Origin of the sequence: Hymenobacter crusticola (genome assembly GCF_002154225.1) — a bacterium.
Taxonomy (GTDB): domain Bacteria; phylum Bacteroidota; class Bacteroidia; order Cytophagales; family Hymenobacteraceae; genus Hymenobacter; species Hymenobacter crusticola.
Genome location: NZ_MTSE01000022.1, coordinates 59876 through 75477 on the forward strand (window position 1 = coordinate 59876; position 15602 = coordinate 75477).

Sequence of the window (15602 nt, forward strand, 5' to 3'; positions counted from 1 at the left end):
ATGACCCACCAGCAGCGCCCTACGCGGGTACGGCCAAGTTAATGGCCAGCACGAAGCCGGCGGTCGTGCTGCCTGTGACGGTGGCCAGTTCGAGGGCCACCCCGTCGCTGAACACGTTGTCTTGTGCGTTAGACGTGTAGCCGTTAAGGCCTTTGGCGTAGCCATTTACGGCAGCTACAGCGCTGCCTGTGCCCTCGGGGAAAGCAATTTGCGTCACTTTCAGGGACGTGCCGTCCGCCTTGTAGATGTGCACGTGAATGTGGGTAGCACGCCCATTGTACCACCCCGGAAAGATGCTGGTGAACACAACCTGCCCGTTCGCGTCCGTGGTTTGCCGGCCCCGCAGGAAGTGCACGCCCGTGTAGTTAGTGCTTTGCATGCCGGTGCCCCCGTACTCCGAGTAGTTACCCTCAGCATCACAATGCCAGATGTCGACCAGCGCGCCAGCCAGGCCAGCACAACCAGCGTTGCTGTTGGTGATGGTCAGCGTGGCCGTGAGCAGGTAGCCAGCCTTACCATCTCGGATGTCGCGCCGCACATACGATGCGGGCACTTTGGTGGGGAACGGACCCTCGGTCTCGGAAGGAACGACCGAGCAGCTATCGCTACCGGCTGAATCACTAGCGGGGGTCAATGTGTCGGCCTCTTTGCCGCAGGCCGTGAGCAGGGCCGGAACCGATAAGGAGCCGACGAGTAGACTTTTGATAAAGTGCTTTCTTTCCATGAGGTGACGTCACAAGGGAAGTACTTGTTGACGGAATAAAGATCCGAGCATCGTTGTCTCAACCCGCCTATAATCGACGCTTTTGAGTTTTGAGCCGACGATCGGCCCATTCCGCGTAGCTTCTTTCTCCTTCCGGTCTTCACGAGCGTCCACTGACCCGGTGTAACGAAACCAGGCCCATCGTGACCGGGAGCACCTTAGTCCTCACCCCTTGGCTTTCAACACCATTCATCCTATCCTATGTTGGCAAGAAGAGTGGCAACTAGCCGCCGCCTATAAACAGCTCGTGCAAAACATGATCGTGTATTGAAACTGTCGCTACCTTATTCTCCGACGAAGCCCTCAAAGATTCGCTTCGATGCAGAGGCGTTTTTTGCCTTCCAATGGGAGCCCCCAGCCTGACCGCTTGTTTAACCTTTATATCACACTCTTAACTAGGGCTATTCTGTCCCAACTGTGCCCGCAGGAAGGGGCTGTTGCCCCGTGCTACTAGCCGCCGTTGGTGCGGTTAAGGAGGCCCGACAAGACCCTACGGGGTAGCAGCCAGCGCAGCAGATATACCAGTTTGGGCTGCGCGCCGGCCAACACGCGGGCCGATGTACCGCCTCGGGTGGTTGCCGCAAACACGACGCGGGCCACTGACTCTGGGGTGGCCGCGTGGGCGTAACTGGCTAGCGTTTGCTCGTGCACGCGTTGGGCATACGGGTCGTAGTCCGGGGCGGGCACGTACTGGATGGCAGCTGTAAAATCGGTGCGCACCGTGCCCGGCACGATAGTGCGCACCTGAATATTGAACTGCTTCACTTCGTACTGCAACCCCTCCATGAAGCCCTCCACGGCGAATTTGGTGGCGTTGTAGACGCTGTAGAGCGGGAAGGCGATGTGGCCACCCACCGAGGTGGTGGTCAGAATAAGTCCCTGCTTCCGTCCGCGGAAGTGCGGCAGCACGGCGCGCGTCACGTTCATCACTCCGTACACATTTGTGTTAAACTGCTGCTGCACCTGCGCGGGGCTAAGGGCTTCAAAGGCACCGGCCAGGGCATAGCCGGCATTGTTGAAAAGTACATCCAGGCGGCCAAAGGCGTGCAACGCAGCCGCCACGGCGGCCTCAATGCTAGCCACGTCCAGCACATCGAGCGGCAGCACCAGCACATTGGCCAGGGTGTGTAAGTCGGCGGGCGCCTTGTGGGGGGTGCGCATGGTGGCGACGACCTGCCAGCCGCGCTGGGCAAAGTAACGGGCGGTAGCCAGGCCAATGCCGGTGGAAGCGCCGGTAATGAGAATTACTTGGTTTAAAGGGGCCATCTTATTAAAAATTAGAGGATACACGAAATAGGTCACGCTGTTGTAGAAGGCGCAGCAACCAGCAGCGAGCACAAGCTCACTAGCTGCCGCGCCCGACGCGGTACCTTAGCAGCTACTACTCTTTTTGGTGATATAGTCCGGCGGAAATACTTCTTGGCCGCGTTGGGCGGTAATAGCCCGCAGCTTTTTCAGGTCATTCGGACGTAGGTCGGGCGCTACGGGCTGGCCGATTTCAGCAAAGAAATCATCTAACCCCGCTGGTACGACCACGCACAGCAGATGCGCCAGCGTGTTTGATTCATTGCGGAAGCTATGGATGGCGCCGCCCTTAGGAATCTCGACCACGGACCCTTGGTGAGCGGTGTAAATCTGCTTTTCCGAGCGGACTAGTACTTCGCCCCCTATCACATAGAAGAGTGGCCTGGTAGCGTGGGCCAGCCGCCCGCTACGGAAAAAGAGTCTCCTGCTCGTGAGCAGGGTCGTGGCGCCGAATAGGGGCCTGCGGGCATCTGCCACGGCGTGCAGGTGGCCCAGCACCTGCGTGAGACTGACGGCGTCAACCCGCCGCAGAGCAGGGCGGGCGACGAAGACGTCTATGCCATACACGCCGCCGCTGCTGAGTAAGGCCAGCACCATCAGCCTGACAGAGCAAGACGGGCTCATGATGCGTGCTGGGTAAGCGGCTCCGCAAACTGAGCCCGAACTGAGCCACCGCTAGGGTAGCCGGATGGGGCATGATGATGAAGGAAGCCATTAGACCCAGTAGCAGGACAATCGTAAGCAAATGGGGCATTTGTAGGGTGAGTGGGGCAGTGGGCTGGGCCTGCGCGACTGTCAGATTTACACAGGGAATCAGGGTGCCCAGTAGTAGCACCCAAGCCAGGGGCCGGTCGTAGCCGAGCCCGGTGAACAGCGCCAGCAGCAGGCCCGAGAAGACGTTGCGGATGCCTTTGGCATAATGGAAGGCGTACTGCGTGTCCGTGGGCGGCAAGAATACGCCAAAGCCTTTGGCTCCCGTACGGGACCAGTAAAAAGCGCCGGCCAATGAAGATCAGGCCTAGGCCAAGGAGCAAACTCAGGCTGCTGGAGAAGGGGCGACGCATCAGGGAAGAAAAGGTTGGTACGGCACAAAAGTATGGCCGCCCCCACCTCTAACTCCTTCACCCAGGTGCATAAATGCAGCGTCGGCTACCACACCGCGCGGCTCCGAATCCGGCTCAGCGACTGCGGCTTAACCCCGACGTAGGAGGCAATGTAGTATTGCGGAATGCGTTGTTGCAGGTCGGGGTAGGTGCGCACGAAGCGGCCATAGCGCTCCGCGGGCGGATCTTTATAGAACGAAGTGAGTTGACGCACCAGCTCCATGAACCCTGCCTCCGCGACGAGGCGCCCTAGGCGTTCACCTTCCCGTACCTCCCGGTACAACCGCTGGAGGTTGTCGTAGGAGATGCTCAGCAGGTGGGCCTCTTCTAAGGCCTGGATGCCGTGGGTAGACGGCTGGGCTGAGAGGAAGCTTTCGTAGTCGCCGATAAACTCCTGTTCGCGGCCGAAAGAATAGGTTAGCCGCTGGCCGTCGCCGTTTTCAAAGTAGTGAAATACGCCTTGCAGTACGAAACCCATTTTGCGGCTCACTTCCCCGGGTTGCAGGAAGAAAGCGCCCTTGGGTACGGTCTCGGGCACGAACCACTGCCGAAGCAGGTCTTCCTCAGCGGGGGCCAGGGTAATGAAGCGGCGGACGGTGACGAGCAGCAAGTCGTGCATGAGCAAAATAGGTTGTCCCTGCCCGGCAGCTACTATCAGGCTGCGTACGAGCCGCGCAGCAGCAGGAGTGCGTCAAAAGTAGTAAATGGCTCCCGCACCGGTCAACCGTCTGCTAGGTACCGCGAGCCACTGGCACGCCGCAACAGCTAAGAAGCACCGCGCTAAGGGATGCCTTGCTAGATCTTTAGCGTAAATGCTCCTTTAGATGTACCAAGGCTCACCAATAGTGTGTGCCCTTATTCTGCGTTTCAGCAGAATAGGAGACATCTTTTACCTAGGTAGTTCATGAAAGTTACCGTTTTTGTTAGGCAAATTGTCCATTCATTTCAGGACATGGCCATGGCCTAGTAGCATACAGTGGGCTAAACGGCCGCTATTCGAAAGATGAGCGCAAGCTTAGTTGGCACTTTCGTCAGTCTTGCTTTGACAACTACCCTGTTGCGTGCCCCTGATACTCCGGTTACGACAAGTTATTCTATTCACGAAGAACAACCCCATCTTTGATGATGGTCTTGCGTGCCATAAAGTGTTGATTTTGGTCAAAGGGACTTTGTTCCCAGATCAGTACATCCGCTTTCTTGCCTTTTTCAATAGAACCATAGTGCTGGTCCAAACCCAAAGCCATCGCCCCGTTTAGGGTGGAAATTTGGAGAATCGCCGGGACGGTAAAGCCATATTCCGCCAACAGGAGCTGCTCCGACAGGATGGCTTTGCCGCCACTGGGCCAATCCGTGCCAATACGAAGTTTGATTCCTTTATCAAACAGCTGTTTTACATAGCCCATGAAAAGGGAGAAGTTCTCCCGGCACCTAGCTAACTGCGTAGCGGATAAGGAGGTATCTCGTTTGGTCGTAAAATAGGTCAACCCGAAGGGCTCGGCCATCAAGTGGATCGAGGTAGAATAGGTTGCCTTGCTGTTGGCAAGCTGGTCAATCAACGAATCGATTGCGCCCGGCCGATGGTCGTGAACAAACCGAAACATTTCCAAGCGCTCTAACTGCCCATTTTTTGCGGCACCCGGTGCGTACTGTTGTTGCAGTTGCCGCTTGAACTCTTGGCTCTCCTGTTGGCTGAGCCGAACGCTGTTCACGAGCGTCAAGCTATGTTCGTAGTGGCGTAGCCCAATCGCTAACGTGGTATCGATAACCATGACCTGCTGGTCCACATGCCCATAGACGCTCATGCCGAGGCTGTCCGCCGTTACAAACGCGGCTTCAAACTCGGGTCGGCGCAGCTTCCAATACAGCTTGATATGGCGGATACCTAACTGGTAATAATCAATCACTTTTTGTTTGGCCGCCCGGGGTGAAGGGACAACATTGTGGTTGATGTATGGCTTGCGGCCTTCGTTTGAAATCAAGGCGCCGCCTACGGCGTAGATATCCAGCAGCGCCGGCTGCGGATCCGCCTGCCAGGCTAGGATGGGCGGCAACCATTTGTCAGATTGTCCCATACTCATGGCCAGGGTCACACCGTACGGCAAATACGTGTCAGAAAGCCGTTTTCGATACAGGGCCAATGAGTCGTGGGGCAAATACTCCGGCAACGGTCCATGCGAGCGATACACATCCGTGGGATGAATATGCGTATCGACAAAGCTTGGGGTTACCAGCTTACCGGCGGCGTCAATCGTTTTCGTCGCCGCATAGTTCTGGTGTTTACGGGTGACTTTCGCAATAAGACCCGCTTTGATGAGAATCGTTTGGTTCGGAACAAGGGTCCCCGTTCGGCTGTCGAACACGGTGGCGTTTTTTATGACTAGATCAATTTTCTTGGCCTGTCCAATGCACGGGAGGGCGGCCAAAAAAGCCAGTATAAACGCAACTACTTTCATGATCGGGGAGGCTAGCTAAAAGGACGAACAACGTTTCAAAGGAAGAGGAAACGTCCCGTCCGCCGGTCTCGTTAGAGCCGCCAACTAGCCGCCAATTCCCCGCCAACTGCCCAGCGAGGCCTAGATAAGGCTAAAATCCGGCGCGATGCACAGGGTTTGACGCTTATCAAGCGCGGCGGCATTGCGCAGGATGATGAAGGTATTGGTCAGCAGCCAGCCGACGGGGATCAGCATCATGTACTTACTTTGGATCCCGAACCAGTCATTTAAAATGACAGGAATTAAAAACAAGACGATGGCGCTCAGCGTCCAGATAAGTTGAAGGGTCACCACCTTCTTGGTAAGCGGCGTAAATTGCTGTTTTCGGTACATGATCAGCAGGGGAGCCGCAATATTCAAAGGAGGGACAAACATGAAGGGCAACGCCGAAAGGTTGATCAATTTCAGCCACTTCATATCCTCCGAGGTGGGTACTGCTTCTTCGTTTTCCAGCAACTCCTCTTCCCGCACGCCTAATCCTTTGGCCAAGGCTTTCAGCGTATACCCTTTGGGCGTGGTGCCAGCTTCGAGACGTTGAATGGTCCGCACCGAGATACCCGTTTTTTCAAATAGGTCTTCCTGGGTGAGATGTAATTGTTGTCGTAAGGTGAGTAGTTTCGACATAGCTACTGGTAGGCTGCTTGGTACGCTAAAGGTATCGCCAATGGAGATTTTCGTGAATAGCACAGGTGTAACCAGTCCTCATTTTGTCAGAAGACAGGTTCGTAGTGCGCGTAACAAAGGTTAATTGTTCAGTAAACGGCGCTAGCAATTATTTTCTTCGGCTAGGTTCTGTAGCCCAAACAATATGGCTGTGTTACTAAGGTAATTGCCATACGGATAGCGCGCAGGAGCCTGTTCGTGGTATCATGCGGCGTTGGCGGTCGTGCTCGTCCATCTTACCTAGGTCCGCTCTCTTGGGCCCACCAGCAAGCGGATAAGCTGGTATTCATCCCCTCGTTTGGCCTACTCATCCCTTTTCTTTCTAGCACATTACCCTGGCGCCTAGCTTTAGCACTTCCTCATTCAGCTTGGCGATGCAACGTTCCTCCCTTACGACTTGGCAAGAGGCCACGGGTGCTCTTGCTGCCGTTGCTCTCTACGCAACGGCCTGTTTGCTGCGCGAAAGCTCCGCCCTTGCGGAGCTAGTGCGGCAAGCGACGATCAGTGGCGTTCCGGCTGCTACGCTTGCCCCCGTTCTGACGGAGTACCAGCGCCCGATCCATACGCTAGTGCCGGTGCTGGTGGGCGCCGGCTTGCTTCTGCTGGCCTGGGCAATCAGTCACTACCTCGCTTTCCCGCGCCTGACCCGCCAGCAGAACACGATTGGCGTTCTGTACTTGGCACTGAGCCTGTTGGTGCTGGCGAGCAGCGTGTGGGTCGCACACTATTTTAAGCTGTACCTGCGGCTGCAGCACAACCCACTCGGCACTAGTACCGGCCTAAAAGTCTACTCGCTTTACCGCAAAAAAGTACTGTTCGCAGATTGGGTAGCCGCCGGCATTGGGCTGGGCCTGTATGAGGTGCTGAGCTACTTGCTGCGTTACCTGCGGCAGCGCTTGCCCCTCGCCGGGGAGCCCCTACTGCGCTACGGCTATTACGCAGTAGTCGTTGGCCTAGTGAGTCTGGGCCTAGGGCTAGCCTGGACGATGCCGCTGCCGCCCACCCTCTGGAATACGCAGACGGGCCCCTGGCTGCTAGTGGCTGGCTTCGGCTTGCTAGTGACGCTGTTGCAGCACCTCGCCCTGCCGCTGGTCTGGTGGGGGAGCGTGGCCCTAGTCGGTTCGGCCGTCTTGTGGACGGCGTATAGTGTGCACTACCCACCGCCGCTGCAGCCGCTCGTGGTCCTGGTAGGGCTGGTCGTGTTGGCGACGGGTATTGTCATGGCCTTGCGCCAGGTAGCCACGCAAGAAACTACGGGCCTACAGGCGCAGGCCTCCCACAGTCAGGCCGAGCTGGCCAGCCTACAGGCCCAAATCAACCCGCACTTCCTCTTCAACGCCCTCAATAGCCTCTACGCCACAGCCTTGCAGGAGAACAGCGAGAAAACCGCCGCGGGCATTCAGCAGTTGGGGGAGATGATGCGCTTCTTGCTCGAAGAAAACAACCGGCACCGGATCCTGCTGCGCCAAGAAGTCCACTACTTACACAACTATATCAGTATTCAGCGGCTGCGCCTGGACGAAACGCAAGGCCTAGATCTGCGCATCCACCTGCAGGAACCCGAGCAGGAAGTCTACCTAGCCCCGATGCTGCTGAGCCCCTTCGTGGAGAATGCCTTCAACCACGGCATTAGCTTCCAGGCCCCTTCCTGGATTTACATCACGCTGACGCTGGATGCGACGCACCTGTATTTTAAAGTGCACAATTCCCGGCACGTGCGCCCGCCGCAAAACCTGGCGGACCAGCGGCCGCACGTGGGCCTAGCCAACGTGCGCAAACGCTTGGCACTGCTGTATCCTGGCCGTCACCAGCTGGAAATCCAGCAGTCGGAGCAAGACTATTTCGTGGCCCTCACCCTGTTGCTCTGGTAGCCTGCAGGCTCCCACATCAAGTTTCTTTTCGGACCTCAGCAAGCTAGGTCCCGGGGCCCTGTTGCCCTTTTTCTCCACCTTTTATTTTCTTAACGATCATGACCAAGTACTATCTACTGGCCCTGCTTTTGGGCGGGTGGCTGTTGCCCCGGTCCGCGCACGCGCAGTCTTCCCGGCACGCCCGCCTGGATTCCCTGTTTCAACAGCTTGCCCGCGCCGGCCGCTTCAACGGGGGTGTGCTGGTGGCCGAGCAGGGCCGCATCGTGTACCAAGGGGCCTTTGGCTACGCGAACCTCCCCGCCCGCACGCCCACGACGCTGACCTCCCGGTTTCAGCTGGCCTCCATCGCCAAGACCTTCACGTCTACCGCCGTACTGCAACTGCTGGAGCAGGGCAAACTCCAGCTAAATGCCCCTCTGGTGCGCTATCTGCCAAACTTTCCTTTTCCCGCCATCACCCTGCGTCACCTGCTTGCGCATACCTCCGGGCTGCCCGATTTGGAGCTCTACGAGCCGCTGGTGCGTCGGCACCCCGGGCGGCTGGTGACCAATGCCGACATTATCCCGGCCCTGCGCGCCTGGCAGCCCAGACTTGCCTTTGCACCCGGCACGAAGTGGCAGTACTGCAATACCAATTACATCCTGCTGGCGCTGCTGGTCGAACAGGTAAGTCAGCAGTCCTTTGGCGACTACCTGCAACGCCATATTTTCCGGCCCGCCCACATGCGGGACACCTACTTGCGACTGGCCGGCAGCCCCGCCGATGCCCGGCTCGTGACCAACCACCTGCTGCCGACGATGTACAGCGCCGTGCCCGAGCCGGTGGAAACCATTCAACTCCAGGATAGTGTCCGACTCTGGCACCTGCGTTTCGAGAGCAGTGGCCTGACGGGACTCTATGGGCCAGGCCAAGTGGTGAGCACCCTGCACGATATGCTCCGGTTCGACCAAGCCCTGACCGCGGGCAAACTTTTGCGCCCGCGCACCGTGGCCCTAGCCGCCACCCCAGCCCGGCTGAACGACAGCACCCAGGTAGCGGGCTGGAACACCGTTGACTTCGGCGGGCCGACCTCGTACGGCCTGGGCTGGGTGCTCCGCCCGGACCCGGTCGGGGGCGACATCGTCGGCCACGACGGCTACAATCGAGGCATCGCCACGATGTTCTACCGCAACGTGAGCAAGCAGCAAACCGTCATCATGTACGACAACACGGAGGGCGCCCAGTTTCGCGAAAAAGTAGCAGCCGTTGTCGGCCTCCTTAACCAACAGCCCATACGGCCGCTGGCCTACAAAAAGTCTGGGGCCCGGGGCTACGGGCAAGCCCTCCTCGAACACGGGCCGGGTCAGGCCCTGGTGGCGCTGAACACCATGCGGGCCGATACGGCGCATTTCTATCTAGCCGAGGACGAGCTGAACAGTCTGGGCTACGCCTTGCTGGTCAATGGCCACCTGCCCCAGGCGCTGGAAGTCTTTCACCTAAATACCGTACTTTTCCCCACGAGCTTCAACGTGTACGACAGCTACGGCGACGCCTTCCGCTACGCCAACCGTCGCGCCGAAGCCATCGTGATGTACCAGCGCGCCCTCGCCCTGAATCCCAACAGCGAAGGCACCAAACACTCCCTGCGCCTGCTCCAGGCGCCCGCCCGTTAACTTAGCCGAGACTCTGTTCGTGAATCCAATGCTTACCGCCCTGGCAATCGACGACGAACCGCAGGCCCTGCGCGTGGTGCAGCTGCTAGCGGCTAAAGTGCCGTTTCTGGAGCTGCGGGGCAGCTTCACGAATGCCTTCACGGCCCTCGCCTTCCTGCAAACGACTCCGGTCGATGTGCTTTTCGTGGACATTCACATGCCCGACCTGACGGGGGTGGAGCTGGTGCAGGGTCTATCCCAGCGGCCGCTCGTCATTTTCACCACCGCTTATTCCGATTATGCCGTGCAGGGCTTCGAACTAGATGCGGTCGATTATCTGCTCAAGCCCTTTTCCCTGGCCCGTTTCACCCAAGCCTGTGCCAAGGCGCTGGAACGGCAGACCACCCGCGGCCGCCCCAGTAGTCCGGCTATTCTGGTGAAAACCGGCTACGAAGAGGAGCGGCTCCTGCTGGGCGACATCCTGTACCTGGAAGCGGAGGGCAACTACCTGCGCTACGTGCTACCCACCCGGCGGGTGCTGGTGCGCCAAACCATGGCCGAGGCGTTGCGGCAGCTACCGGCACACGCCTTTATCCGGGTGCACCGTTCCTATATCGTGGCCTTGGAGAAGGTAGAGAAACTAGCCCGGTATGAAGTGACGGTGGCCAATACCCCTATTCCGATAGGCGCCTCTTACGAAAGCGCCGTGCAGGCCTTACGCGCCAGCTTTCTCCGCTGATAATAAGTCTTGCGGCAAGCAGCGAAGGAACTCCTCCCATCCGACAGACTCACCGCCCGTTACGCGATGAGAGCGAATTGCAGGAACGGCACCTACCTAGGGAAAAGCAAAGCTAGTGGTGTTCAGGGCGCCAATCGCTTTTTAAGTGTCCAAGTCGAACAGCAGCTTTTATAGCACCTGCAGGCTGCTTGGTAGTGTACCTAATGCAAGTCCTTCTGTGCAGTTAAACGAGCGTTCCACGGCACAACATGCCCTGATAATCTCTATAGGTAAGTTTCTAGCACGCTAGTACCTCGTCTGAAAGTGTATTGCTTAACTTTTGGACCAACCTTTTAAGCAAGGCCAGCAATGCAACACAGAAGCGCTGTTGAGAGCATCAAAAACTGTGAGACAAGCAGCGGGCGGCCACCTGCATCAGTTTCGGCTGTTTATAGCGAGCCTTGACAAGCAATTAAGGATGGGCTTTTCTACCCGCTTTTCTTAATGCGCTCTATTTTCCGGATTCTGAGAGGCTCCTCAAAGCGAGCAAACCAAAAGAGTACCACGCTGGCCGTCCCCTAGCCGGAAGCTAAAACTCGTCTATATTTCGAGAAGTGTCCGAGAAGCAATGTGGCTGTTGCAGAAGTACATGAAAAACAAGGTGACTGTGAGCAAGAAAGCCGGCCCTCTGTCGAACGGGTAACGGGTCGTGAAAGCAGCCTATTCAGTACAGAAAACTTGCTTAGCAATCCTGGATTAAGCGAATTCACTCCGTATAATACCCGTTAATCGTGGCACAACTGCCCTTACTATGGGAAGTTTATCCTTACGGTGTTGCTCCACAGGAAACCCGTTGCATCAGCCCGATTTGGCCTGCCGTCGGTTGCTGAGAACGTTAGTGTTGCAACTCCTAAGGCATTCAAAGTGAGACCACTCAGGTCTCCTTGGATACTGCCGTCAATCCTGCCATCGCTCGACGAGCCAGTGAATGCACGTCGTGTTTCTATTGCTGCGTTCGCATCGACGACTCGGATAGCCACGCCTTGATTGGTCGCAGGACGGTTGGCAAGGAACCCGCGGCCGGTCACGTGAAAGCTTGCGTTCGTGATCGAACCACTGAAGACCACGTCGATCCATGGAGTTTGTTGGATAGGCTCAAGCCGTGGTGGCACCGGATTTGAGGTGGCTGGGATATACGGCAACACAAAGTTGTAGCCAATGGCCGCATGCCCGCCCCCGGACGGGCACGTCCCTTTATCTGGGTAGCCATCGTAGAACATTCCATGGCATTTGCCGCAGTAGCGCCAAGCAGCTTGCGTGGTTGCCGTGGCGGCCACATCGTGGGGAAGCACGAAGTTGTACCCGGCCGCGGCGTGCCCGTCTCCCGCGGCGCACCTTCCTTTGTCCGGATAGCCATCGTAAAACATACTGTGACACTTACCGCAGTAGCGCCAGGCAGCCTGCGTAGTTGCCGTGGCGGGAAGGTCGTGCGGCAGCACAAAGGTGTACCCCGCGGCCGCATGCTCTCCACCCGCTGCACAGGGGCCTTTCGCCGAGTAGCCATCAAAAAATAGCCCGTGACATTTAGCGCAGTAGCGCCAAGAAGATTGTTCTGCCATTGTTGTGTCGGTTGATATGGGTCTAATTGAAGGGTATAAACCAAAAGGAACATCGGCGTTGAGGCAGGCATAGGCGGCGTTGCGAGGCGCTGCTCCAAGGATGCTAGGCTCACAGGTAGAGTGCCTGTTGCAAAGGAAAGCTAGGCGGTCGTAGGTGACCTTTGCGCACGTTTCAAAAGCATTGGCGGGTGCAGCAAGGACGTTTGCAGACGTTGCAAAGAGATTTGCGCACGTTGTACTACTACCGAATCGGGCGTGCACCCTATCAAAAGGGCACGAAGCGTATTCGTTGACTAAAGACAATACAATCAGGAGGATATGCTGTACCTTGGGCTCGGCTGGCGTGCTGCCATGCTGCGTTATTATGCATGCTTCGCCTCGTTGCGCCGATGCTGATGAACATTCGCTGCTTTGCCTTCATCTTGTGCAGCTGCCTGCTCAGTGGGCTAGCTGCCCGTGCTACCCCTGACCCGACAACAGCCGTCGTATCGGCCTCCCCTGACAGTGCCTTGGTGCAGTTGACCGCCAAACAGGTATACGCCGCCACAATGCAGCGGCTCGGGGGCACGCGCCGTTGGCGCTACCAGCCGGGCCAGCCCGTGGGCTGGGCTAGCCCGGCTACCCACGATCTAGATTGGCTGCTAGCCAGCACTGGCTTTTTGATGGGAGAAGCTCCGCCCGGTTGGCGTGGTACCGGTTGCTTCCGGCTGCGCTTCACCTTGGATTCGGCCCTATTGGGAAGACCACTCGGGTTACACATCCGGCAAGATGGCGCCTCGGAAGTTTACCTCGATGGCCACTTGCTCGGTCGCTATGGCACGATTGGTACTTCGGCCCGCACCACGCGGGGTATACGACCACGCTACCGCCTGTTGCCGTTTATGCTGCACACGCCCGGCCCGCACTTACTAGCCATACGCTACGCCAAGTTCGAGGATTGGCCCCTGCCCTACGGCGGCATAGCGGTATGGGTGGCGCCAGCCGAGCGTCTGTTGGCTGAACGCGTGCGCCAAGCGCGCTCCGACACGCTCAGTTTGATTGCTGTAACCAGTGCTGGGCTTCTGGCGCTGCTGCACTTTTGCTTGTACGGGTTCTACTGTACGCGCCGCGTCAATCTGTATTTTGGCCTCTACATGGCCGCTGTGGCAGGCACTTACCTGATGGTGTTTTTGCGGGCCACCTTTATGGATACGGCAGCTCGTTGGTGGCCACAGCTAGGGTTTCAGGTAGGGTCCTCACTGAGCAGTGGGCTGTTGCTCGTGTTTCTCTACGCTATGTGCCACGTCCGCCCGCCTTGGATTTGGCTAGGGCTGCTCGCTCTAACGAGTGTGGGACATGTGGCTTGGTGGCTCGCTGCGCCCACCGACAACGCGCAAGTGCCATCCTTAGTCTGGGCGGTGTTCCTGCTTGCCGTGCTCAACCTAGTGCCCGCACTGATCCGCGCCTGGCGCCAGCGGCAACCCGGGAGCGGGCTGCTGATTGTTGGTACCTTAGGCACGCTGCTCATGCCCTTCGTGGCCAGCCCCGCCTTCCATATCGTGCACCAGTGGGATAGTCCTGACTTCCTGGCGGCGCAGCTCACCATCCAGCTCTGCGGCTTGGTGCTGCCGCTCTGCATGTCCGTGTATTTGGCACGTGACTTTGCTGCCACATACCGTAACCTGGAGGCGCAATTGCGGCAGGTGGAGCAGCTCTCGGCGCAAAACTTAGCGCAGGAAATTGAGCGCCGCCAGCTCATTAGCGCCCAAAACGAGCAATTGGAAGCTATGGTGCAAGAGCGCACAGAAGAAATCAGCCAGCAAAATCACACGTTGACGGCACAACGCGACGAGATAAGCACCCAAGCCGAACAGTTACGGGCCCTAGACCAGGAAAAAACACGCTTTTTTACCAATATTACCCATGAGTTTCGCACGCCCCTCACACTCATGCTCGGTCCGGTGGCCCAAATTGCCACCGATACCCGCGAGCCGGCTACCCGGCAACACGCCGAGTTGGTGCAGCGCAATGCCCAGCGCCTATTGCACCTCATCAACCAACTACTCGACCTGAGTCGCCTCGAAGCAGGTCAGCAAGTGTTGCAGGCCACGCCAGGCGAGCTAGTCGGCTTTGTACGCGGCCTCCTAAGCTCGTTTGAGTCCTTGGCGCAGCTACGCGGCATGCACTACACGTTTGAGGCTGCCCCCCCTGTTCTGCACGTAACCTTCGACGCCGACAAACTGGAAAAAGTGGTGGTGAACCTGCTATCCAATGCGTTCAAGTTTACTCCCGATGCGGGTCACGTGACGGTATACTGCCACGCAGAAGCCGTTGCGGAGCCAGCGAACCTTACCTGGGTGGAGTTGAGCGTGCGTGACACGGGGCGCGGCATTGCGCCTGCTCAACTGCCGCACGTGTTCGACCGCTTTTATCAAGCGGACAGCTCCCATACGCGCGAGCAGGAAGGCACCGGCATTGGCTTGGCCTTAACAAAGGAGCTTGTTGAACTGCACGGCGGCACCATCACGCTAACGAGCGAAGTGGAACGCGGCACTACGGTCGTGGTGCGGCTGCCGCTATCCTGGGCGCCTGCTCCTACAGCGGAAGCACCAATCGTTGAACGAGTTCCAGTAGCCGCAACCCCGCCAGCGGAACCGAAGCTAGCCCCTGCCCCGTCGGAAGCACCCCTGTTGTTGCTGATAGAAGATAATAAGGATGTGCGGGCTTATCTGCGTACGATTCTGGCAGCTGATTATCAGTTGCTGGAAGCTGAAAACGGAGCAGCAGGCGTCGCGGTTGCCGTTGCGCAACTACCTGACCTTGTGTTGACGGATGCCATGATGCCTCGCCTCGATGGCTACGGTGTATGTCGCGCGCTGAAGCAAGACGAACGTACCAGCCACATTCCCATTGTCTTGCTCACGGCCAAAACCGATCTGCCTAGCAAACTCCAAGGGTTAAACCTTGGCGCGGATGCCTACCTAACCAAGCCATTTCTGCGCGAAGAACTGCTCGCCCAATTGCGGAACTTAGTGCGCGGCCGGCAGCAATTGCAAGAAGCCTATCGCCGCAGCGTGGCGGAGCCTTCTCTGGCCGGTCCGCCGTCTCGGGAGCAAGCGTTCTTGAAGAAAGTGCAAGAACTAATAGAGCAGTTTCTTGACGACGAAACGTTAAGTGTGGAAACCTTGAGCCGTGAGCTAGGTCTGAGCCGCACCCAACTGCACCGCAAATTCAAAGCACTTACCGACCAAGCACCCGGCGACTTCATTCGACTCGTGCGCTTGCAACGAGCGCACGAGTTGCTCGCTCTTCGTACTGCGACCGTGGCGGAGGTCGCCTATCAAGTAGGCTACAGCAACCCCGCCAACTTTTCAACCGCTTTCTCCCGCCACTTCGGCTACGCGCCCAGTACTACGCCTCGGCTCAATAAAGTAAGCTCCTGATGCCTCGTTCGGCTA

General features: G+C 57.8%; 12 protein-coding genes. 4 read left to right on the forward strand and 8 right to left on the reverse strand.

From position 1 onward, the window contains the following. Window positions 1-19 precede the first annotated feature (19 nt). From BXP70_RS24095 to BXP70_RS24125, 7 genes are all read right to left on the reverse strand, one after another. Window positions 20-724 (reverse strand): dioxygenase family protein, encoded by a 705-nt coding sequence (locus BXP70_RS24095; protein WP_086596684.1) that lies wholly within the window; start codon window positions 722-724, stop codon window positions 20-22. Between the two features lie 489 nt (window positions 725-1213). Next, window positions 1214-2029, reverse strand: a complete 816-nt coding sequence (locus BXP70_RS24100) for an SDR family oxidoreductase (RefSeq protein WP_086596711.1) — start codon at window positions 2027-2029, stop codon at window positions 1214-1216. 105 nt (window positions 2030-2134) lie between these two features. Further along, the gene (locus BXP70_RS24105; protein ID WP_086596685.1) at window positions 2135-2692 is read right to left on the reverse strand and encodes a cupin domain-containing protein; all 558 of its coding nucleotides are present in this window, start codon (window positions 2690-2692) and stop codon (window positions 2135-2137) included. Next, window positions 2586-3074: a DUF4267 domain-containing protein gene (locus BXP70_RS24110; RefSeq protein WP_086596686.1), complete on the reverse strand. Its 489-nt coding sequence runs from the start codon at window positions 3072-3074 to the stop codon at window positions 2586-2588. Before BXP70_RS24110 ends, BXP70_RS24105 begins: the two co-directional genes overlap by 107 nt. A 143-nt stretch (window positions 3075-3217) precedes the next feature. Continuing rightward, entirely contained in the window at window positions 3218-3790 is a 573-nt protein-coding gene (locus BXP70_RS24115) for a Crp/Fnr family transcriptional regulator (RefSeq protein WP_086596687.1), read from the reverse strand. A 475-nt stretch (window positions 3791-4265) separates the two neighbouring features. Then, the gene (locus tag BXP70_RS24120; protein ID WP_086596688.1) at window positions 4266-5624 is read right to left on the reverse strand and encodes an amidohydrolase family protein; all 1359 of its coding nucleotides are present in this window, start codon (window positions 5622-5624) and stop codon (window positions 4266-4268) included. A 120-nt stretch (window positions 5625-5744) separates the two neighbouring features. Next, the gene (locus BXP70_RS24125) at window positions 5745-6287 is read right to left on the reverse strand and encodes a helix-turn-helix domain-containing protein (protein WP_143436660.1); all 543 of its coding nucleotides are present in this window, start codon (window positions 6285-6287) and stop codon (window positions 5745-5747) included. Between the two features lie 413 nt (window positions 6288-6700). On the opposite strand from BXP70_RS24125, the gene BXP70_RS24130 reads away from it, so the two are divergent. From BXP70_RS24130 to BXP70_RS24140, 3 genes are all read left to right on the forward strand, one after another. Further along, window positions 6701-8197: a sensor histidine kinase gene (locus BXP70_RS24130; RefSeq protein WP_086596690.1), complete on the forward strand. Its 1497-nt coding sequence runs from the start codon at window positions 6701-6703 to the stop codon at window positions 8195-8197. 98 nt (window positions 8198-8295) lie between these two features. After that, window positions 8296-9849 carry a serine hydrolase gene (locus BXP70_RS24135; protein ID WP_086596691.1) on the forward strand — a complete coding sequence of 518 codons (1554 nt, stop codon included), beginning with the start codon at window positions 8296-8298 and terminating at the stop codon, window positions 9847-9849. Window positions 9850-9877: 28 nt separating this feature from the next. Next, complete coding sequence (locus BXP70_RS24140) at window positions 9878-10567, forward strand: LytR/AlgR family response regulator transcription factor (protein ID WP_086596692.1); 690 nt, start codon at window positions 9878-9880, stop codon at window positions 10565-10567. Window positions 10568-11355: 788 nt separating this feature from the next. Here the strand turns inward: BXP70_RS24140 and BXP70_RS24145 are convergent. Further along, window positions 11356-12165, reverse strand: coding sequence for a hypothetical protein (locus BXP70_RS24145; RefSeq protein ID WP_086596693.1), 810 nt, complete (start codon window positions 12163-12165; stop codon window positions 11356-11358). 368 nt (window positions 12166-12533) lie between these two features. On the opposite strand from BXP70_RS24145, the gene BXP70_RS24150 reads away from it, so the two are divergent. Beyond that, the gene (locus BXP70_RS24150; protein WP_086596694.1) at window positions 12534-15587 is read left to right on the forward strand and encodes an ATP-binding protein; all 3054 of its coding nucleotides are present in this window, start codon (window positions 12534-12536) and stop codon (window positions 15585-15587) included. Window positions 15588-15602: the final 15 nt, after the last annotated feature.

Coding starts and splice junctions, on each gene's coding strand:
- BXP70_RS24095 (WP_086596684.1), bottom strand. CDS start 724: ATGGAAAGAAAGCACTTTATCAAAAGTCTACTCGTCGGCTCCTTATCG.
- BXP70_RS24100 (WP_086596711.1), bottom strand. CDS start 2,029: ATGGCCCCTTTAAACCAAGTAATTCTCATTACCGGCGCTTCCACCGGC.
- BXP70_RS24105 (WP_086596685.1), bottom strand. CDS start 2,692: ATGAGCCCGTCTTGCTCTGTCAGGCTGATGGTGCTGGCCTTACTCAGC.
- BXP70_RS24115 (WP_086596687.1), bottom strand. CDS start 3,790: ATGCACGACTTGCTGCTCGTCACCGTCCGCCGCTTCATTACCCTGGCC.
- BXP70_RS24120 (WP_086596688.1), bottom strand. CDS start 5,624: ATGAAAGTAGTTGCGTTTATACTGGCTTTTTTGGCCGCCCTCCCGTGC.
- BXP70_RS24125 (WP_143436660.1), bottom strand. CDS start 6,287: ATGTCGAAACTACTCACCTTACGACAACAATTACATCTCACCCAGGAA.
- BXP70_RS24130 (WP_086596690.1), top strand. CDS start 6,701: ATGCAACGTTCCTCCCTTACGACTTGGCAAGAGGCCACGGGTGCTCTT.
- BXP70_RS24135 (WP_086596691.1), top strand. CDS start 8,296: ATGACCAAGTACTATCTACTGGCCCTGCTTTTGGGCGGGTGGCTGTTG.
- BXP70_RS24140 (WP_086596692.1), top strand. CDS start 9,878: ATGCTTACCGCCCTGGCAATCGACGACGAACCGCAGGCCCTGCGCGTG.
- BXP70_RS24145 (WP_086596693.1), bottom strand. CDS start 12,165: ATGGCAGAACAATCTTCTTGGCGCTACTGCGCTAAATGTCACGGGCTA.
- BXP70_RS24150 (WP_086596694.1), top strand. CDS start 12,534: ATGCTTCGCCTCGTTGCGCCGATGCTGATGAACATTCGCTGCTTTGCC.